At 52.8% G+C, this 19,299-nt stretch carries 23 protein-coding genes and 1 tRNA gene; 8 read left to right on the top strand and 16 right to left on the bottom strand.

The genetic code is table 11. The annotated features are described in order from the left end of the window. The 16 genes from Q7V06_RS07935 to argH form a co-directional block, all read right to left on the bottom strand. On the bottom strand, positions 1 to 536 hold a 536-nt coding region (locus Q7V06_RS07935; protein WP_304840337.1), incomplete at its 3' end, for an ATP-binding protein. Then, complete coding sequence (locus Q7V06_RS07940; RefSeq protein WP_304840339.1) at positions 533 to 1,573, bottom strand: ATP-binding SpoIIE family protein phosphatase; 1,041 nt, start codon at positions 1,571 to 1,573, stop codon at positions 533 to 535. The genes Q7V06_RS07935 and Q7V06_RS07940, both read right to left, overlap by 4 nt. Continuing rightward, positions 1,564 to 1,968, bottom strand: a complete 405-nt coding sequence (locus Q7V06_RS07945; protein WP_304840341.1) for an anti-sigma regulatory factor — start codon at positions 1,966 to 1,968, stop codon at positions 1,564 to 1,566. The genes Q7V06_RS07940 and Q7V06_RS07945 overlap by 10 nt, the downstream gene beginning before the upstream one ends. Beyond that, the gene (locus Q7V06_RS07950) at positions 1,965 to 2,345 is read right to left on the bottom strand and encodes an STAS domain-containing protein (protein ID WP_304840343.1); all 381 of its coding nucleotides are present in this window, start codon (positions 2,343 to 2,345) and stop codon (positions 1,965 to 1,967) included. The genes Q7V06_RS07945 and Q7V06_RS07950 overlap by 4 nt, the downstream gene beginning before the upstream one ends. A gap of 26 nt (positions 2,346 to 2,371) precedes the next feature. Further along, on the bottom strand, positions 2,372 to 3,220 hold the full coding sequence (locus Q7V06_RS07955; protein WP_304840345.1) for an STAS domain-containing protein: 849 nt from the start codon (positions 3,218 to 3,220) through the stop codon (positions 2,372 to 2,374). A 463-nt stretch (positions 3,221 to 3,683) separates the two neighbouring features. Further along, positions 3,684 to 3,756: transfer RNA gene (locus tag Q7V06_RS07960), tRNA-Thr, on the bottom strand. A 71-nt stretch (positions 3,757 to 3,827) separates the two neighbouring features. After that, complete coding sequence (locus Q7V06_RS07965) at positions 3,828 to 5,639, bottom strand: DUF2070 family protein (RefSeq protein ID WP_370650832.1); 1,812 nt, start codon at positions 5,637 to 5,639, stop codon at positions 3,828 to 3,830. Next, on the bottom strand, positions 5,573 to 6,226 hold the full coding sequence (locus Q7V06_RS07970; RefSeq protein WP_304840347.1) for a diphthine--ammonia ligase: 654 nt from the start codon (positions 6,224 to 6,226) through the stop codon (positions 5,573 to 5,575). The genes Q7V06_RS07965 and Q7V06_RS07970 overlap by 67 nt, the downstream gene beginning before the upstream one ends. A 4-nt stretch (positions 6,227 to 6,230) precedes the next feature. After that, entirely contained in the window at positions 6,231 to 7,100 is an 870-nt protein-coding gene (locus Q7V06_RS07975) for a carbohydrate kinase family protein (RefSeq protein ID WP_304840349.1), read from the bottom strand. Next, positions 7,097 to 7,435 (bottom strand): DUF555 domain-containing protein, encoded by a 339-nt coding sequence (locus tag Q7V06_RS07980; RefSeq protein ID WP_304840351.1) that lies wholly within the window; start codon positions 7,433 to 7,435, stop codon positions 7,097 to 7,099. The genes Q7V06_RS07975 and Q7V06_RS07980 overlap by 4 nt, the downstream gene beginning before the upstream one ends. Before the next feature lie 16 nt (positions 7,436 to 7,451). After that, positions 7,452 to 7,979 carry a nitroreductase family protein gene (locus Q7V06_RS07985; protein WP_304840353.1) on the bottom strand — a complete coding sequence of 176 codons (528 nt, stop codon included), beginning with the start codon at positions 7,977 to 7,979 and terminating at the stop codon, positions 7,452 to 7,454. After that, positions 7,966 to 8,322: a hypothetical protein gene (locus Q7V06_RS07990; protein WP_304840355.1), complete on the bottom strand. Its 357-nt coding sequence runs from the start codon at positions 8,320 to 8,322 to the stop codon at positions 7,966 to 7,968. Before Q7V06_RS07990 ends, Q7V06_RS07985 begins: the two co-directional genes overlap by 14 nt. 48 nt (positions 8,323 to 8,370) lie before the next feature. Then, positions 8,371 to 8,646: a DUF5350 domain-containing protein gene (locus Q7V06_RS07995; protein ID WP_304840357.1), complete on the bottom strand. Its 276-nt coding sequence runs from the start codon at positions 8,644 to 8,646 to the stop codon at positions 8,371 to 8,373. A 48-nt stretch (positions 8,647 to 8,694) separates the two neighbouring features. Then, the gene (gene gatE, locus Q7V06_RS08000) at positions 8,695 to 10,524 is read right to left on the bottom strand and encodes a Glu-tRNA(Gln) amidotransferase subunit GatE (protein WP_304840359.1); all 1,830 of its coding nucleotides are present in this window, start codon (positions 10,522 to 10,524) and stop codon (positions 8,695 to 8,697) included. Beyond that, positions 10,514 to 11,740 (bottom strand): Glu-tRNA(Gln) amidotransferase subunit GatD, encoded by a 1,227-nt coding sequence (gene gatD, locus Q7V06_RS08005; RefSeq protein WP_304840361.1) that lies wholly within the window; start codon positions 11,738 to 11,740, stop codon positions 10,514 to 10,516. Before gatD ends, gatE begins: the two co-directional genes overlap by 11 nt. Further along, entirely contained in the window at positions 11,737 to 13,218 is a 1,482-nt protein-coding gene (gene argH / locus Q7V06_RS08010) for an argininosuccinate lyase (RefSeq protein WP_304840363.1), read from the bottom strand. Before argH ends, gatD begins: the two co-directional genes overlap by 4 nt. A 224-nt stretch (positions 13,219 to 13,442) precedes the next feature. Between argH and Q7V06_RS08015 the strand changes: the two genes are divergently transcribed. The 8 genes from Q7V06_RS08015 to Q7V06_RS08050 all read left to right on the top strand — a co-directional run. Then, complete coding sequence (locus Q7V06_RS08015) at positions 13,443 to 14,636, top strand: ABC transporter substrate-binding protein (protein WP_304840365.1); 1,194 nt, start codon at positions 13,443 to 13,445, stop codon at positions 14,634 to 14,636. Beyond that, on the top strand, positions 14,636 to 15,397 hold the full coding sequence (locus tag Q7V06_RS08020) for an ABC transporter permease (RefSeq protein ID WP_304840367.1): 762 nt from the start codon (positions 14,636 to 14,638) through the stop codon (positions 15,395 to 15,397). Before Q7V06_RS08015 ends, Q7V06_RS08020 begins: the two co-directional genes overlap by 1 nt. Beyond that, a complete protein-coding gene (locus tag Q7V06_RS08025) occupies positions 15,394 to 16,152 on the top strand; it encodes an ABC transporter ATP-binding protein (RefSeq protein ID WP_304840369.1) in 759 nt (252 codons plus the stop codon). The genes Q7V06_RS08020 and Q7V06_RS08025 overlap by 4 nt, the downstream gene beginning before the upstream one ends. Positions 16,153 to 16,212: 60 nt before the next feature. Further along, a complete protein-coding gene (locus Q7V06_RS08030; RefSeq protein WP_304840371.1) occupies positions 16,213 to 16,719 on the top strand; it encodes a 50S ribosomal protein L16 in 507 nt (168 codons plus the stop codon). Between the two features lie 74 nt (positions 16,720 to 16,793). Further along, positions 16,794 to 17,633 (top strand): fumarate hydratase, encoded by an 840-nt coding sequence (locus Q7V06_RS08035; protein ID WP_304840373.1) that lies wholly within the window; start codon positions 16,794 to 16,796, stop codon positions 17,631 to 17,633. Then, entirely contained in the window at positions 17,630 to 18,184 is a 555-nt protein-coding gene (locus tag Q7V06_RS08040) for a FumA C-terminus/TtdB family hydratase beta subunit (protein WP_304840375.1), read from the top strand. Before Q7V06_RS08035 ends, Q7V06_RS08040 begins: the two co-directional genes overlap by 4 nt. A 60-nt stretch (positions 18,185 to 18,244) precedes the next feature. Beyond that, on the top strand, positions 18,245 to 18,517 hold the full coding sequence (locus Q7V06_RS08045; RefSeq protein ID WP_304840377.1) for a ferredoxin family protein: 273 nt from the start codon (positions 18,245 to 18,247) through the stop codon (positions 18,515 to 18,517). Further along, on the top strand, positions 18,514 to 19,299 hold a 786-nt coding region (locus Q7V06_RS08050), incomplete at its 3' end, for a 2-oxoacid:acceptor oxidoreductase subunit alpha (protein ID WP_304840379.1). The genes Q7V06_RS08045 and Q7V06_RS08050, both read left to right, overlap by 4 nt.

Raw genomic sequence — 19,299 nt, forward strand, 5'->3', positions numbered from 1 at the left:
GGGAGCAGCTCCTCCAGCATATGGATGAGGTCCTGGTTCTGGAACCGGATCTCATCGAACGGGTTTTGGGAGGCGGTCTTTACCAGCACATCCGCGATCCGGGTGAGGAGTTCCGGAGTCACCTGCGGGGCAGTGAGCGGAAGATTCTTACCCATTAAGATCGTGGTACCGCCCTCTCGGGTATCGATCTCGAAATGGTCCATTAAGCGTTTGGAGACGATGATGCCCTGCCCCAGCCCCGTTTCTGAGGCAAAAGAACCCTCAAGGATTTCGTCAAGCCGGGCTATACCCTTCCCGTGATCCCGGACGGTGATGGCAAAGATATTGGGCTCCTTGCCGGTGTCAATGAGGAACTCGATTTCGCCCGCGCCGGCGTACTGGAAGACGTTCCGTGCAATCTCGGAGACGGCCGTGCTGATACGGGTCTGGCCGCTCTTTTCAAACCCGAGCAGTTCTGCGATGATGCGAGCCCGGTACCGGGCATAGACCACGTCCTGTTCATACCGCAGCTCCACCCAGGAGATCACGGTACTCATGTCTTCACCCCCGCCGGTTTTAGGGCAAGAACGGTCACATCATCCCTGCCGCGCGTTTGATCCCGGTACAGGACACCGGCAATGAGTGCCGGAGGCTTTCGTGCAAGTCCCGGGTAGTCCTCCAGATCCCAGTGCCCGGTGAGCCCGTCGGAGTGCATGATCAGAAGCGCTTCCGCATCCCAGGGATACGAGAACTCCTGGAACTTCCTTATCTGGTCGCCCAACGTCCCGTTCAGCGACACCATTTTCTGCGTAACTGAACCGGTTATGATGCGTCCTGAAATATTGCCGGCACCTGCGTACGTGACCCTGCCCCGGTCTTCATCTATCACGGCAACCGCTGCCACTCCCCCGCGGGTGCTCCTGAGTGCAGCGTGCAGGGTCCTGAGAATTTCTGCCGGTTCACCGTTTGGGTCCTTCCGGAAAATCCGGATCGCTTCACGCGGGACTTTTGCGGCTTCAGGCCCGTGGCCCAGCCCGTCGACAACAAGAATGACCGTCCTGTCCCGCAACCGGGCAACGTCCCACCCGTCACCGCAGGGTTCATCCGGCACGAGGGGGAGGCAGACCACCCCGATCTTCATGCGGGAGGACTCTTGAGGAGCCGGTGAACCAGGTCCCGGTACGGGAGATTCTTTATCGATCCGGGCGAGGATGGCAGTCCCCTTCCCCGGCAGAGAATAGATATCGAAAAAAGAAGAGAGACTGCGAACCGCCGTAAGGCCTTTTCCCGGGCTGCCGTCAGGAAAATTCACGTCCTGCAGGATAATACCGATATCCATAATCCCCGGACCACGGTCAAGTGCGAGGAACTCGATTGCGGAAACCCCGGCTTCATTAAAGGGGCGGATGAGAAGTTCTCCCCCTCCCGCATGCTTCACGATGTTTGTTACGAGTTCTGTCACGATGATGGCAACCTTATCGGACAGGGCAGCGCCAAATCCCTGCGCCTCGCAGACAGTCGCCACTCTCTGCCGGGCTTCCACCACGCCGCTCATCTCCCTGATATTGATGCAGACCATTCCGTTCATCGCCATCGCGTCACAGTCACCTGTGTACCTTTGTCCGGTTCAGACCTGATCTCAAAATCATTTACCAGCCGCTTTGAACCGCCCAGCCCGAGACCAAGACCGCTTCCCGTGGTGAACCCGTCTTTTAACGCCTGCTGGATATCCGCAATACCCGGGCCGTGATCGAGAAAGATCAGCCGGATGCCGGTCCGTCCCTCTTCAGCAGGGTATTCGATGCGCATCGTGCCCCCTTTGCCATAGTCAATGGTATTGCGGGCCAGTTCGCTTGCGGCAGTCACCATCTTGGTCTGGTCGATGAGGGAAAACCCCAGATCAACCATGCAGGTGCGGACACTCTGCCGGGCCCTGAGGATGTCCTCACTGATTTTGATCTCAATGGTTTCAGGTTCCTTCTGGCTCATCGCGGGGTCCCTTTCTCGTATTTTTCCATAGCACGCTGGAGCTTCTCAACACCCCGCTCGACATTCAGGGCCGTCTGGATATTTTCCATGGGGAGCCCGAGCTCCACGATCGTGATCGCAACTGCCGGACGCATGCCGACAACAACGGTCTGGGCGCCCAAAGCCTGGCTCATGGCAGCAATGTTCCCCAGCATCCTCCCGATGAACGAATCGACCATCTCGAGCGAGGAGATGTCGATGAGTACACCCTTGGCATGGGCACTGACAATCCGGGCTGTGAGGTCGTCCTGGAGAGCGATGGCGAGCTGGTCATGCATGTCGATCTGAATCGTTACCAACAGGATATTGCCCAGTTTTAGAATGGGTATTTTGTCCATGCTGTCTCCCGCTTTTTTCGCACCGGTCAGGTTACGGTGATCCCAGCCTGCTGGAATGCATACTTCAGGGCATCAGCAAGGGACGCTTTCGTGACCACGTCGCCAAATTCAACCCCCAGATGTACCATGGTCTGGGCGATCTGCGGGCGGATGCCGGAGATGATGCAGTGCGCTCCCATGAGCCGGGCCGCAGAGACCGTCTTTATCAGGTTCTGAGCAACGAGCGTGTCGACAGCCGGGACTCCGGTGATGTCGATGATGGCAATCGAGCTGTTCGTATCTACGACGTTCTGGAGCAGGTTCTCCATGACGACCTGTGTCCGGGCGTCATCCAGAGTTCCGATGAGCGGGAGGACGAGGATGCCCTCCCAGATCTTGATGACCGGTGTTGAGAGTTCAAGGAGTTCCATCTGCTGACGACGGATGATATCCTCCCTGCTCTTCTGGTAGGTTTCTGCAGTAAAGAGCCCCAGTTTGTCCAGAAGGACGGTTGCAATCCAGATCTCTTCTGCCAGCGCCACTGCATTGGTTCCCAGTTCTAACTTCATGCGTGCAAAGACCGGCTGCTTTAACGAGAAGATAAACGTTGCCGTCTCCTGTGTGGTGAAACCCTGCGCTGCACGGGTTTTTGAGGTGGCTGCAAGGAAATCCAGCACCGGTTTCCATTCCGGGGCAGAGATGTCGGTGACATTCCCGCTGCGGCTTGCGGTGATTATCAGCCCCATCAGTTCTGCGGACTGCTTACGGAGTCCGGCCTCGGTGAGAAGGTCTTTCCGGTACGTGATCGAAGCGATCTGTTCCCGCATCCAGTCCTCAAGGATCTCCTGTTCATACTTTTCGAAGATCTCAATCAATCTGCTTTTTTGCTTTGTCATGGTTGTTTACTCTCCCTTAAATTCCGATGATTCTCTTTACACACAGCTTACACAATTACACGGGATTGTATGGGTGGATGATGACCATCCCTTCATTCATCGGGGGTATGCATATTCAGACGATCAACAATCATTATGTTATTTATAAATACTTTTCCATGAAATACACAATATGCTTCATTATATCGGTGAACGTTGAGTAGATACTATCTGAAAAAAATCCGGGGAATCGGTATTGGGAACGGCTCATGTTCACATATTTTTATCAGTCGTGGAACTTCCGTTACGTATCCCGCCACGATAATTGGACGGGGCGTTTGGGAAGAACCGACACCAAAAGACGATCTCCTGACCCGGTTCGTTGCCCGTTTTAGAAATAGCACGTGGGGTACAAGCTGTCATAAGACAGCGTGGGTGAATGCGTTAAAAGAACTAACCAGAAGAATAAAAGAAGATCATCGAAAGCCTCAGCCGTGATTTGAACACGGGACCTGCTGATTACAAATCAGCCGCTCTGCCAACTAAGCCACTGAGGCACACAATCTACGTATGCAGAATGCCTATAACTATACGCTTGTCTTATTAAAAAGGGCTTCGGAACGATCCCCTATACGATCACCGAGAAGGTCAGGATCGAGAGGATGAACGCGAGGATGAGCATCCCAAGGCTCAGAGGCGGGATGAAGATCAGCATTGCATTCACTGTGCTTGCGAACTGGGCAATCCGCTGTGATCCGAAGATGATCACACCCTCGCACCAGGTCGTGGCAGAAGCGACTTTTGCTGGGGAAATATCAGCGATTGCCTCCTCAACTGCAGATCTGACATGAGGAATGATCTCATGTGCGGGGATCCTGAGGCCGATTGGATTTTTCCCGCTCACTGTGTTTACCACATGAGAGTCGGTTGTCATGATCTCAGATTCATCTACCAGATCGGCGATTGAACCGCGTATCTCTTCCCTCACCCCTTCCTGGATATTATTGCCATCAAAGAGGACGTATGCCGACTTTATGCCGTCGACAGCTGTAATCAGGACCTGGATACCGAGATCGCCAAAGCCTTCTTCCCGTGTAAAAGGCAGAAGACGATGACATACCCCAAGAGAAAGCGGCAGAAGGGGGGCCGCCGCCGCTCTCTCCAACGCAGAGAGGGCAGCCCGATGGTACTCCGTCCCAAGCGGTGTTGCAGGCAGCACCGGAGAGGAGACGGTTGTCATACAGTTGTGAGCATCTATAAAGATGACGTCACGAAACCATTTGTGCCCCTCTGCCATAATCACTGCACCGATAGTATAGTCGATATCTTCAGTCTTCTCTGGGGAGCGGGTCGATACCATCAGGATTGAATCTGAGAATCGCTGGGTCAGAATCTCAATACTTCCATGGGTCGTTCGGATCGGGCGACTTGCCCCATCTGAAAAATTCAGGTCTTGGAACGATATCGAAAGTGCGTCGATGATCTTCTCAGCTTCGGATTCTGCAACGAGATTGAAGTCATGTGTTGCACATCCATGGGCGACCAACACCTCCTGATCGAAACTGTCGTGGATGATCTTTGGAAGGTTTGCACTTCCGATCTCACCCATCGGTCCTGGATGGACATTAGGGGCGGTGAGGACGGCATGCTCCCGATTATCCCGTGAGAAGATGAGACTTGCCTCCGGGACTGTCACCTCCTCACCGATCTCGCGGAAGAAGTCCTCCATCGTCTTTGAGCCATCGGTCATATGGGCGATGAAGGCATTGACAAAACTCAGGCCGGAGACTCCAAAAGACCGTTTCAGAGGGCGATCAATGAGCCAGATGAAGATAGTGCTCCCTATCCCAAACATTACAAGCAGCCCGGTTGCCAGGCAGAGGAACTCCAGACCAAAGTAGAAGTACCCTGCAGCAAGGCCTGCTGCACTCTGCAATGCTGCAGGAATCACCATACGGTGGAGCCGGTAGTCTGCGACCGCGACAAGCACCAGCATTCGGAGTGAAAGTACGATGCCAAGCCCTGCTGCATAGGTGATCGGGAGGTAAAATCCAGAATCGGCACCGATTGCAGCAAGAGCAGTTGCAATCACTCCGACAACGACCGATGCGAGTGCAAGGAGGCCTGATCGGTTCCAGCTGAGTCGTTTCCCAAGGAGACTGACAGATGGTCGTGTCAGAAGGAACGCAAAAATGGCAGGCAGGGAAAATCCGATGGTTCCGAAGAACCAGATCGGCTCCTTTGCCCGGAGAAGGGTTAGATCGATGATAAGGCCAAGAATAACAATAATCAGGAGAGAGCGGGGCCATGACGGTGCGGTGAAGATGTACCGCGATAATCGTTCTATCCTGACATCTCCGCCGCTTGTCATTCCTACCACAACCCGTTCAGGATAAGTTCGCTTCTGCCGGATGAAATAATCTGCCTCTCCCCGGTCCACCGGATTGGTGAACTGTAGAAGGGGGCATCGAGGGTGAGTGTCTCATACTCTCCACCTTCGCCAGCGATATGGATTCGGTTTCTCCTTGAGATCAGTTTCAGCTTTTCAACAAGGTCTGAGTCAATATGGGTGCCAAGCATCTCTTCTGTGAGCCCGTCTGCGGCACAGACGACGATGATCGCATCAAGCCGATGTACCACCTCATCCATGATCCATGAGGGATCTTTCTGCCAGAGTGGGCAGAAGATCTCAAGACCGAGTGCAGACGCGATCTCGCCAACCCGTTCATACTGGTACTGTGACTGAATCGCTCCGGCGATAATTCCTTTTATTGGGAGCTGGGCAAGTCCGCTCTTCAGATCAGCCAGCTCCTCTTCTTTGCGGCCATGGGTGCTGATCTCGACATATTCCATCCCTCCGCGCTCTGCAATCAATGATACTGCATCAAGATTTGAAGAATGGAACATGTAAGAATCCGGGTTATCCGGTCTGACCGTTACCATATATCCGACATCCAGTCCTGCATCCAGTGCCAGCTGTATTGAGAGGACCGAATCTTTACCTCCGGAGGTCAGCGCAGCATACAAGCAATCACCCAAAGTATCTCTGATACCGCTCCTGCACCTGCTCCCAATCGGGCAGATTCGTCTGGCATCCGACCTTCTCGATGACGAAGGAGGAACAGACTGTCCCGATCCGGCAACAATCAGCAAGAGACATCTCTTTCTGGTATGCAGTCAGAAATCCTGCCCGGTATGCGTCTCCTGCCCCGGTCGGATCAACGAGTGTTACTGGAACTGCGGGAATCTCTGTGAGACTCATATCTTCATAGAGCCTGCTCCCCTCTCCACCTCTTGTAAAGATCGCAACCGGTACACGTGCAGCAAGCTCCTCCTCGGTAAGGTTAAGGACATCTCCCATGATCTCTGCCTCAAACCTGTTTGCAAAGAGGAGATCAATCGTATCGAGGAGCTGCTCGAACTGTTCAGCAGTGTATTTGTGGATATCCTGTCCGGGATCAAAGGAAGAGAACCTTGCACGCTCAGCAACCTTCACATTATATGACGGATCGGCTGTTGCCATATGAACAAAGTCAAAGGCGGGTGGATCGGCCTTCGTGAACGCCTCTGAAGCACCCCATTCGAAGAAGGTGATCTGATCTTCGTTCTCATCCGTGAACATGCACGCCAATGCGGTATGAGCATCCTCTTCGATATAGAAGTACCGGCCAACCCGGTGCTTATCGAGCCATGTATCATATTCGGAACCGGCAAAATCACCGCCAACAGCAGATACGAGTGTTGTTTCTCCACCGAGCGTGGCGATCCCTACCGCAATATTCGCTGCCCCGCCTCCGAAGAAGATCTGATGATCAAGGATCTGTGTTGACGTATTCTTCCCTGGGAGATGTGGAACTTTGAAGATATGATCGGTCGCCGTATGTCCGACGACGTGGATCATACCTCGATCACGTCCAGTACCTGGAGTGGGATCTCTCTGAGTGCCTTTCCGATGGTTGCTTTTGCAATCCGCTCCGCATGTTCGCGGGATTCTGCCTTGAAGACCTTCATATCAAGTGTCAATCCGACAAGTGCGGTATTTGCAACCATCAGGGCGTTATTGAGCTCCTCTTCACAACCAGGGCACGATGTCGCCCCAATCTCAACCTCAACGAACTTTGCCGTTGGATTAAGCCGCTTTCCCGCTTCACTGATCGCAATTCCGATTGCGTCATCGATCGTCCTGACATCCTTAACGATCCATGCCGATTCAAGTGTTACATGATAATCTGCCATAATTTCAATCTCCACATTACCAATAGTCTTCATGCAGGTGCTCGTGAGAGGCCATCCTCTCCGGGGAACCCACCTGTTCTTTTCCCTCACCGATCACAAGAAGTGCAACCGGGCGGGAATGGGGTGGGATTCCGAGAATCCCGCGCACCTCTTCCTCATCAAATGAACCTACCCAGCAGGTAGCATACCTGCATGCATGGGCGGCGAGCATCATATATGTCCCTGCAATCGTTGCATCCTGCACTGCATAGAGGATTCCCCGCTCACCATACCTGGACATCGACCTGACATAGTTTGCACAGATGACAAAGACTGTCCCCGCCTCTCTGATGAACTGCTGGTTAAATGCTGCATCTGCCAGCGACTCCAGGAGGTCCTCCTGCCTGCAGACGACAACATCCCATGCCTCCCGGTTCCCTGCTGTTGGGCAGGTGGCGGCTGCTTCGAGGAGAAACCTGATATCATCCTGTGATATCTGCTCCCCGGTGTAGCTCCGGACCGAACTGCGGGATTTAAGAAATCCCAGAAACTCAGAGGATTCCATGAGTGTTGAGTACGTCCCATGCAGCCTGCGCTGCTGTTGTTGCAGCGGAGACCCCTTCACCGGCACGCTCGGTTGCAAGGCCGAACTGGCTGCTGTAGGTCAGGCTTATCATCTCGGAGAGGGAGTGAGCAACCTTGGTAAACTCAGTATTCCCTGTCGCCGCAGCTGCAACCTGCGCATCTGCACGCACCTCTTCTATGATGGCGATAAGCATTCTGCGTCCACCTGTTCGCTCTTCCTTTGGATAGTCCGGCAGGCTCATGAGCATCTTTGAGACAGAGATGATACTCGTCTTAAGACGCTCAGCATACTGCCAGGAGAGAATTGCTGTCCTGACATCCATGTGGATATACAGGCTCCAAAAGAATATAAAAAGATAGGTGGTCTTCTATTAGCGCTTTGATTTCTGTTTTGCGCCCATCATCGTCTTCTTTGAGCGTCTCATGTGGCGACGGACACGTGGGTCAGCGACCTTCGCGCCTCTCCGTCCACGTCCCTGCTGCTGGGTATTTGCCATCTTCTGCTCAAGTTTCTTGACGATGGTATGTCTCTTAAATCGCTGGTTCGGCCCTGGTTTCTTAGCTTCACCACTCTTCTGAGGTACAAGTCGAATCTGTCCTTGATTCCCTTTTACCTGATGCCAGTTTACACTGCCTGTCTTTCCCATGTGAAACTCCTTATAACTAATGGTTGGCTTTTTGATAAAGATTGCTCTTCAGAGCACCTTCTCGATCGATCGCTTCAGGACATCTGCAACGATCTGCCCGTCAATTCTTCCACGTACTTCCTTCATCACAACTCCCATCACCGGACCAAGAGCAGCCTTGCCACGCTCGCGGATGAAATCTCCACGCTCCTGTACAACCCGCTCAACAATCTCTTCAAGATCAGTGACAGAGAAGGTCGGACCGACTGATGTGACCGCCGCGTCAAGTGCAGCACCTCCTGCGAGGGTACGGAGGATATCCGGCAGCCCCTCTTTTACAACCGTCCCTTCTGCAACGCGGGAGAGGAGATCGAGGATTGTATCATCTGGTATTCCTGAACAATCAACGCCGTCTCTTGAGAGCTCACGCATCGTCGAGAGGAGTGTCCGTGCCGCAAGTGAGGGCTTGATCCCTGCCTCAACAGCCCGTTCAAAGAGGGGGAGGCGGTCTGAGTAGGCGATCTGGCGTGCGAGTGCCTCGTCGATACCAAGTTCCTCAGTAAACCGTGCCGCACGTTCTGTCAGAAGCTCCGGAAGTGTGATCTCCTCCATCATTTCGGTTGTAATCCCGATCGGGAGGACATCGGTCTCAGGGTACATCCGCGCAGCGCCCGGGAGCGGACGCATGTACGCAGAACTCCCTTCAGGGAGCATCTTCCGCGTCTCTTCCGGCACACCTTCAAAGGCCATAGTTGCACGTTTGAAGACCTGCCGGATGGCACAGATGGCCTGTTCGCGTGTCCCTGAGACGATGACAACACAATCGCCATCTCCGGCAGCAGACCTCTCTCTCAGAGCATGAACTTCCTCTTCGGTGACGCCATATGCAGGCAGTTCATCAGTATGGAAGATCCCCCCGACTCCGCACTTCTTGGCATAATCTGACATCTCGCTCCCAAGACGCCGTCCCGGCTGAATTTCTCTCCCGATAATTCCGCCAAACCCTTTCAGAGTGGCAGCGATGATGCAGGGTGACTTTCTGAGAACTTTTGACTTCGTCTCTCTGAAGAGATCCGTAACATCCAGACCTTCATCCGGCACTTTTGCTCCACGGCTGATCAGCTCATCCCTGATCGCAAGGAGGTTCACCTGCCGCTGAACTTCGCGGGAGACCACTTCAGGGATCAGGTCAAGCTCCTGCACCCCTTTGATCTCGATCCTTGCACCTTCCCTGATTGAGATGTTGACATCCTGCCTGATCGTTCCAAGGCCACGTTTCACCCGTCCGGTTGAACGGAGGATCATTCCGATGTACCCGGCAACCTCTTTCACTTCTTCAGGGGTGTGCATACAGGGGGCGGTCGTGATCTCAACGAGAGGTATCCCGAGCCGGTCGAGGGAGAAGGTCTCATCGGTCACCCGCTGAGCCGCCTCCTCCTCAAGGCAGAGTGATTCGATCCGGCAGGTATCACCGATGATTCCATTCATCGCGATGAGTGCTGTTCGCTGGAACCCGCTCGTGTTTGAACCGTCAATGACCATCTTGCGCATTATATGCACCTGATTGATCGGGGACATCGAGAGGAGTTTTGCGATGGTGAGCGCAATTTCAAGCGCCTCCTCGTTCATCGGTGTGGGGGGCTCATCATCGTTTTCGACAAGGCAGGTGGTATCATATGCATAATACCGGAAGAGTCGCATCTGCTTCATCTCCTCTTCTGCCGCACGGTCGATCGTCCCCATCTCAGAGACCGTTGCTCTCAGGTACCGCTGTATCTCTTTGGATCTCTCGTCAACATTTCTCAACTGCGTCGGACAACGGCAGAAGAGCTTCTCTTTCGTGTCAAGCTGCTGGTGGATCTCGATCCCCGCTTTCAGCCCGAGTAACTTAAAGTCCATAGGCAGACCTCCGTTGGATCTCACCCTTCAGATTCTCCTTCATCATCCTGGAGATCTCCTCCTGGTCATCTGTCTGACCAAGCACCCACATCAGCTTCACAAGGGCAGTCTCCGGGAGCATATCTTCACCCTCGATGACACCCGCTGCAAGAAGGTCGCGCCCGGTATCATAGACCCGGTCGCAGACCCTTCCATGGAGGCATTGTGATGTCATTATGATGGTTGTTCCGTTTGAGATGCACTCTCGTATCCCATCCATCAGCATAGTACTGATATGACCAAGCCCTGTTCCGGCGATGACGAGTCCGCGATATGATGAATAGAATTCAAGAATTGCAGGGTCCATTCCCGGATAGAAGGAGAGGAGACCACAACGCTCCTCCATCCGATCAAAGAGTGCGAGTTCCCGTGAAGATCGCCGGATTGCATCAGCCCCGGTAGAGATCTCCAGTTCCGGGTATGAGATCGTTGCAATCGGGGATGCCCCGATGCTCTGGAAGGCATCACGTCGTGAAGTGTGCATCTTCCTCACCCGTGTCGCACGGTGAACAGCACAATAATCATCGTTTACGGTGCCGTGCATACAGACTCCGACCTCCCCGAGATCAGCGGATGCAACAGCTGCACTGCAGAGTGCGTTCATTGCATTGTCACTGCTTGGCCGGTCAGCTGACCGTTGTGATCCGACAAAAATAACCGGAACAGGTGTATCCAGCATAAAACTAACAGCAGATGCAGAATATGCCATTGTGTCGGTCCCATGAGTGACGATGACACCTGCTGCTCCTTCTTCTATCTCATCATGAATGGTGCGAGCTAAATCCACCCACATTGAGGGTTTCATATTCTCAGAGAGGATAGTAAATGGCTGGCGTGTCCTGAACCTCCCGATGGTGGCGAGACGTGGGATCGCACGGATGATCTCATCTGCATTTGACCTGCTCGTCACCGCACCTGTCCGATAATCGACACTTGATGCGATAGTGCCGCCGGTAGATATGATCGCAAGCTCCGGGAGTGCCTGGTTCTGAATCACTGTGGTCTCTGCTATCGGGATCTGTTCACTTTTTTCTATATACTCTACCTGTGAAGGCGGAATGCCGATATTGTACCCTGATCCGAGCTTTATGACCGCCATACCGTCACGCTCGGTAATATAGACCCCCTCAATAATCTCTCCCTTCAGGGAGCATTTTACCAGATCTCCTGTGATCATTCGCCAGCCATCCTCCGCATCATCGATACCAGCTCTTCTTCTGCCATTTTTATCGTTCTCTCTCGCATGATTATCATCTCATTATCATCAGCAAGTACTCTTGATCGCAACCTGATCGCATCACGGATCACCCCTTCTGCCGGACCGCCCGGTACATTTTTGGCTGCAACCACTTCAGAGGGATCGAGTGCTCTTCGTATCCGTTCTTCTGTAAGCCCCTTTTCCAGAAGGGAGATGCCTGCCATCTCATGCCCCGCCTCCTCCACCGTTGCAAGGGTGATCTCCCCTGATCTGACTGCCCGGCCGACGATGTTATGGGCTGTCCGAAATGGGAGCCCGTATTCGCGGACGAGTGTATCCGCAAGCTCTGTTGCCGTTGAAAAACCTTTATCACTCTCTTCAAGCATCCTTTCGCGGTTGAATACTGCTGTCTGTATCATTCCTGAAAGGATCTCAATGCTTGCGGAAGCATGGGAAATTCCGTTCCACAGATGGGGGGTGAGGGTCTGGAGATCCCGGTTGTAACTCATCGGGAGTCCCTTCACGCAGATGACCGCTGCCTGAAATGCGCCCGCAACTGTTCCCGCATGACCCCTCATGATCTCGGCACAGTCAGGATTTTTCTTCTGCGGCATAATGGAGCTTGTCGAACAGTACATGTCATCCAGATCGACAAATCTGACAAACACACTGCTCCAGAGGATCAGCTCCTCGCAGAACCTGCTCACTGCCGTCATCATTATGGTGAGTGCAGACAGAGTCTCAAGGGCGAAGTCACGGCCGGATACTGCGTCCATTGAGTTGCCTGAAAGTTCGTCAAAGCCAAGTAGTTTCTTTGTCAGGTCACGGTCGATAGGAAATCCGGTTGATGCAAATGCAGCAGCGCCGAGCGGGGATCGGTTCACCCTTCTGTATGCGTCAGAGAGCCGTTCTGCATCTCGTGAAAAAGCCTCCTCATAGGCGAGGAGGTGATGTGCAAGAGTTGTTGGCTGGGCATGCTGGAGATGGGTAAACCCCGGCATCACAGTACCACTATGCTCTTCTGCAAGGTGAATCAGCACCCCTCTGAGAGATGATAGTGACGTCAGAATCCGTAGGATATCTTCACGGACCCTGATTCGAAGGCAGGTTGCCACTTCATCGTTTCGTGATCGTGCAAGGTGGAGGCGTCCTCCTGCCTCTTTGCCCACTTCAGCGATCAGCTCCCCCTCAATCCCTGCATGGATATCCTCAAACCGCTCATCGAAGGCCTCTTTTGGGATGCCATCAGTGTACATCCGAAGGAGGGCGGCAGCGAGGAGCTTTGCATGATCATCTCCAATTAACTCCTGCCGGCTCAGCATGGCGAGATGGGCCATGTCAACGAAGAGATCTGCCGAGGCGATCTTGTGGTCAGCCTCCATTGATGAGAGATAATGGGCTATCTGAGTGCTCCGGTTGCCGGAGAGTCTCCCCTCCCGTATCTGGTCGTGTCTCATCCAATTCCTCTGATAAATGTTGTGTCTTTGAAACTGATTATCTCTTCGTACATCCTCTTCTCAATGAACTGATCCGTCAATGGACGAAAATAAGAATTTTAATGTCTTATTGTAGAATTTTTAGTCCAATAAATCACCTAATGATATCATTTATTTCCGATATCCAATAGGTTATATAGTTGACTTAACCACTCCTATATATGAAGCATAAGGTGCTGGCATGTATGGCTGCGCTTCTGATCCTTGCCCTTCTTGGTGCAGGTTGTGTCTCAGAAACGCCGGTAATCCCTCCTGAAGAGTCACATGGTGAAGTTGGTATAATGTATACGGCAGCCGGGCAGATGCCGGTTCTTCTCTCAACTGGCCAGATTGATGGATATATGGTCTGGCAGCCGTTTGTATCGGTCGCCACGGCATCCGGTATCGGAAAGGTCGTTTCGTTCTCTCAGGACCTTCCTCCTGCAGGGACGTGGACCGATCACACCTGTTGCGCACTCTCCGGAAGAGAGGACTATATTAAAGCAAACTCGGATGTCGTCAATGCAATTGCTGCTCTTCTCATCCTCTCCGGGGATTATATTCAGGAGAACCCCGATCGGACAGCTGAGATATCAGCGAACTGGCTCTTTGGTGGTGGAGATATGACCTTTGGGGATGTGACGATCAGTTCCAATGATGTACTGAAGGGCTCGATCCCGACCATCCGGTTCTCATCTGTACCTTCAACAGAATGGCTGCAGAGCAATGATCGGTTCATTGAGGCACTCCGTGATATCGGCTATCTGACAGGCAGTTTAAAGGATGCCCCCTCTGAGGATGTCCGTGAGATGCTCTACGACTTCAGCAACTATGAAGCAGCGAGGGCAATGGTTGATGCCGGTGAGATTAAGACCCCGCAAAAGCTTACAAAACCACTTTCCCTGGGATATCTGCCATCTGATCATGATGCACCGCTCTTTGTCGCTATCAAAGACTGGGAGTATTTCAATGAGAAGTTCGGGATCGCACTCAAACCACGAGTGAACGTACCCGGCAAGGTTGATGTTGCTGACCTGATCGTCAACGGTGTGACGGTTGCAGAAGTGAAGCTCGTTCAGGGTGAAGGCGGGGCTCAGCTGATGACTCTTATGGCAACAGATGCACTACAGATGGCATATGCAGGCACTCCTCCGACCATCTCGGCTATTGACAAGGGAACCGCTATTAAGATCCTCTTCCCAACACAGAATGAAGGATCAGGACTTGTCGTTGCGGCATCCGCTCCGGTCACCGACTGGGATTCGTTCATCGCATGGATTGATGCACGGTCTGCCGAAGGTACACCACTGAAGATTGCCGCACCAATACGGGGCTCGATCCAGGATGTGCAGATAAAATACGCACTCCAGGACAGCGGTGTGGTGGTGAAAGAAGTCTGATGAGATGGTATCTGAAATTATTACCCATTCTTTTTATTCTGCTTATCTGGCAGATCGCATCGGTTCTGATCAATAATGCGTTCATTCTCCCACAACCCCTCTCAGTTGCCGCAGTACTGAGTAATCCAACAGCCGATATCCTCGGCAGCGGGAGTATATTTGACAATGCTATCCTCTCGATCTGGCGGGTTATCCTGGGATTTGGGCTGGCAGTTCTCTGCGCGGTACCGTTTGGAATCATCATAGGCCGCTATCGTCTGATAGAAGAGCTGGTAAATCCGGTTATTCAACTATTCCGTCCGATACCCCCGCTAGCCTGGGTCCCCCTTGCACTTGCATGGTTTAAGATAGGACTTGCTTCGATCGTCTTTATTATTTTTATTGGGTCGTTTTTCCCGGTTTTAATCAACACTATCGATGGAGTGCGGCGTGTAAACCGGACCTGGATCGAGACTGCAGCAATCTATGGGGCGAAAGGGTGGAAGCTTCTTGCCTATGTCATCCTCCCCGCATCCGCTCCAATCATCTGGACCGGTCTTCGGGTTGGGTTTGGTGTTGCATGGATGTGTGTCGTTGCAGCAGAGATGCTCCCCGGGACGACATCCGGTATCGGATATCTGATCATGTACTCATACAACTGGGGTCAGGTGCAGGTGATCGTCGCCGGCATGATCGTTATTGGTGTCATTGGAATCGGCGTTGATGTGGTCTTCCGTGCGGTTGAAAAGCGAAAGTTCCAGTGGCAGGAGATGAACCGATGACCGTTACCATCAGTCGTGTCGGAAAAGTATTCGCATCACGTCAGGGAGAGCCGCTCATCGTTCTTGATGATCTCTCTTTAACGATTGAAAAGAGTGAGCTTGTCTGTATTCTTGGCCCCTCTGGTTGTGGAAAGACGACACTGCTCCGGATGATCGCAGGTCTTGATCATACGACCTCGGGTGTGATTGATGTCGATGGAGTGGCTGTAACTGGCCCTGACCCAAGGATTGCCATGATCTTTCAGGAATATTCTCTGTATCCCTGGCGAACTGTCAGGGCAAATGTGGAGTTCGGCCTTCAGATGCGTGGGATACCTCCTGAAGAGCGGAGAGAGATTGTTGACCGGAATATCCGGCTTGTCGGGCTGGAAGATTTTGCTATGAGCTATCCGTATGAGCTCTCCGGAGGGATGCGCCAGCGTGTTGCTGTTGCACGGGCACTCGCAACCGATCCGGCAGTTCTCCTGATGGATGAGCCGTTTGGTGCACTCGACGCTCAGACGAGAAACCGGATGCAGAAGGAACTCCTCCGGATCTGGGAGAAGACGAAGAAGACTATCATCTTTATCACCCACAGTGTTGATGAAGCGGTTTTTCTTGCCGATCGGATTGTTGTACTCTCCCCCCGTCCAGGCAGGGTGGATGTCATCTATGATGTGAATATTCTCCGCCCACGTGATCGGACGAGTGTGGAATTTGCAAAACTCCGTCGTGATGTCCTTGAGCTGATAGATCGACTCGAGGAACGCCAATAAGTTTTATACCTTATACCCTCCATTTTATTAAGCACGTTCTGATAGCGAGGAGTTTTTTACATGGTACGAAAACCAGCAAAGATGTACAGGGCCATCTCAAAGAAGGCATATACACGCAGGAAATATATGGGTGGTGTTCCAGGAAGCAAGGTTGTCCAGTTTGATATGGGAAACCTTACAGAGGAGTTTCCGGTCGCTCTCCATCTCATAGTGGAAGAAGCGTGCCAGATCCGCCACACCGCACTTGAGGCGGCCCGTGTCAACATGAACCGTCGTCTGATGAAAGATGTTGGACGAAGTAACTTCCATATGAAGCTCCGTGTCTTCCCTCACCACGTCATCAGAGAGAATAAACAGGCGACCGGTGCAGGTGCAGACCGTGTCTCTGAAGGGATGCGTCTATCCTTTGGAAAACCAGTCGGAACTGCGGCTCGTGTGCAGGAGAAACAGCGCGTCTTTACCATCTGGACATCGCCCCAGTATGTTGATAAAGCCAAGTATGCCCTTCTTCACGGCGGCCACAAACTCCCGACACCCATCAGGGTTGTTATTGAAAACGAATCCTGAGTTCTTCAGATACATTCTTTTTTTTTAAAAGCATATTTCACGACTTTTATCATCTTTGCCGTTGATATAGCGGTATGCACGCCTCTGAAGAGCAGACGCTCAAAAAGGCCGTATCGGATGCTACTCTGGCATGTATCCACGAAGCCGAGGTCTTTCTCCCATCGGATGTTAAAGCGGCTATTGAAGCTGCATACGAAGCCGAGACCGATTCCGTAGCACGTGGGGAACTTGACAATATCCGTGCCAACATCCGCGAGGCAGAGAGGCTGGATATCCCCCTCTGTCAGGACACCGGTATTATTGTCATCTATCTGACTGTTCCGCATAATCTTTCCATCACCGAATCTGAACTAAAAGATGCTGTCTATGATGGTCTGAGACGAGCCACCAACTCCGTTCCCCTCAGACCAAATGCGGTCGATCCGATCACCCGGAAGAATAGTGGGGATAATACAGGTGAGGCAATCCCTCCAATACATATGAGAGAGGGTCCGGAGCTTACCATCACTGTCCTTCCGAAGGGGGCGGGCTCAGAGAACGTCTCACGAATCGGGATGCTCCTCCCATCACAGCCCGAAGAGATTCCCTCCTTCATCGCTGAGACGGTGCTTCTGGCTGGCGGGCGCCCCTGTCCTCCGATCGTCGTCGGGGTTGGGATCGGCGGCACCTTCGATCTCGCTGCTGCTCTTGCAAAAGAGGCGCTTCTCCTCCCGATCGATTCTATGGATCCGTTTGAGGCTGGGATCTGTGATGCGATTAATGAACTTGGGATCGGTCCGATGGGGCTTGGTGGAAAGACCACCGCACTTGCGGTGAAGGTGAAGAAGGCCCACTGTCATACTGCATCCCTGCCGGTTGCGGTGAATATCCAGTGCTGGGCATGCAGACGTGCCACCCGTACGGTGGTTGTATGAAACTCCATACTCCGCTCGGAGATGAGATCCTCTCACTCCACGCTGGTGATTCCGTCTTTCTTTCAGGCACACTCTATACCGCACGGGATGAGGCCCATCTCAGAATGATGGAAGAAGGCATCCCGTTTGACCCAAAAGGTGCAGCGATATATCATTGCGGACCGGTGATACAGGATAACCGGGTCATCGCCGCAGGGCCCACCACATCCGCGAGGATGAATCCTCTTTCTGGTTTTCTCCTTGATCGGGGTGTCAGATGCCTGATTGGAAAAGGCGGGATGAGTAAGGAAGTATCTGCATCCCTCAGAGGCAGGGCAGTTTACCTCGCATTTACTGGTGGGTGTGCCGCACTTGCCGCATCCCATATGAAGCTCTCCGGTGTCTTCTATCCCGATCTCGGCATGGCAGAGGCGGTATGGGTGATTGAGGTGATCGATCTCCCGCTTGTCGTTGGTATAGATGCAGATGGGGGGGATCTCTTCTCAGATGTTGATCGACGAGCCCGTATCAGGTTTGAGGCGTGGAGGGCACGCAGCCATGGTCATGAGTGAGTCTATGAGCAAGTGCTTATTGAATAACGTCAAAACTATATACCAGAGGGTTTCTGTCGCATGAAACTGGTCATCGATGATACACGGTGCAAAGGGTGCAACCTCTGCGTGATGGTCTGCCCGTATCATATCTTTCAGGAAGGTCGGCGGCCGAACCAGAGAGGAATCATTGTACCTGAACTTGATCGCCCGGAGCGGTGTACAAATTGCCGTCTCTCGCAACTCTATGGTCGTCGCCTCTGTGGGGTATGTCAGCTCATCTGTCCGGATCAGGCGATCACATGGGTTCCTGAGGCTCCGTTTGAACCTCATAAGGTGGTGATTGAATATTGACACGTATTGACTTTATGCAGGGGAATGACGTCTGCGCAGAGGGAGCAATCGCAGCCGGGTGCAGGTTCTTTGCAGGGTATCCTATCACCCCCTCATCCGAGGTTGCCGAACATATGGCGCGCCGCCTCCCAAAAGTTGGGGGGACCTTTATTCAGATGGAGGATGAGATCGCGAGCATGGCCGCGATCATCGGGGGTGCATGGACTGGTGTTCGGTCAATGACGGCAACAAGTGGCCCCGGCTTCTCCCTGATGATGGAGAATATCGGGTATGCTGCGTTTACTGAGACACCATGCGTTGTCATCAATATCCAGCGGGGAGGTCCGTCGACCGGACAGCCGACGATGGCAGCACAGGGGGACATGCTTCAGGCGAGGTTTGGATCCCATGGGGATTACAGTGTGGTGGCACTTGCCCCCTCAACTGTGCAGGAGATGTTTGATCTGACTGTAAAGGCTTTCAATCTCGCTGACCGGTTCAGGGTTCCTGCATTTCTCATGGCAGATGAGATCATCGGTCATCTCCGGGAACGAGTGGAGTTTCCTGATACTGTGGAGTGTACACCGCCTCGTCCACATCGTGAGGGGATGCTCCCGTTTGAACCTGAAGATGATCTGGTCCCGGGTTTTACGCCGTTTGGCCATGGTCATCGTGTTCATGTAACCGGTCTCACCCATAATGAGTTGGGATATCCTGCAACGACAGACCCGGATCTTCATGAACAACTCGTTATGCGACTTGTAGAAAAGGTCGAACGCGCCAGGCATGAGATTGCTGATTAT

The organism is Methanocalculus sp. (assembly GCF_030651615.1).
Lineage (GTDB): Archaea > Halobacteriota > Methanomicrobia > Methanomicrobiales > Methanocorpusculaceae > Methanocalculus.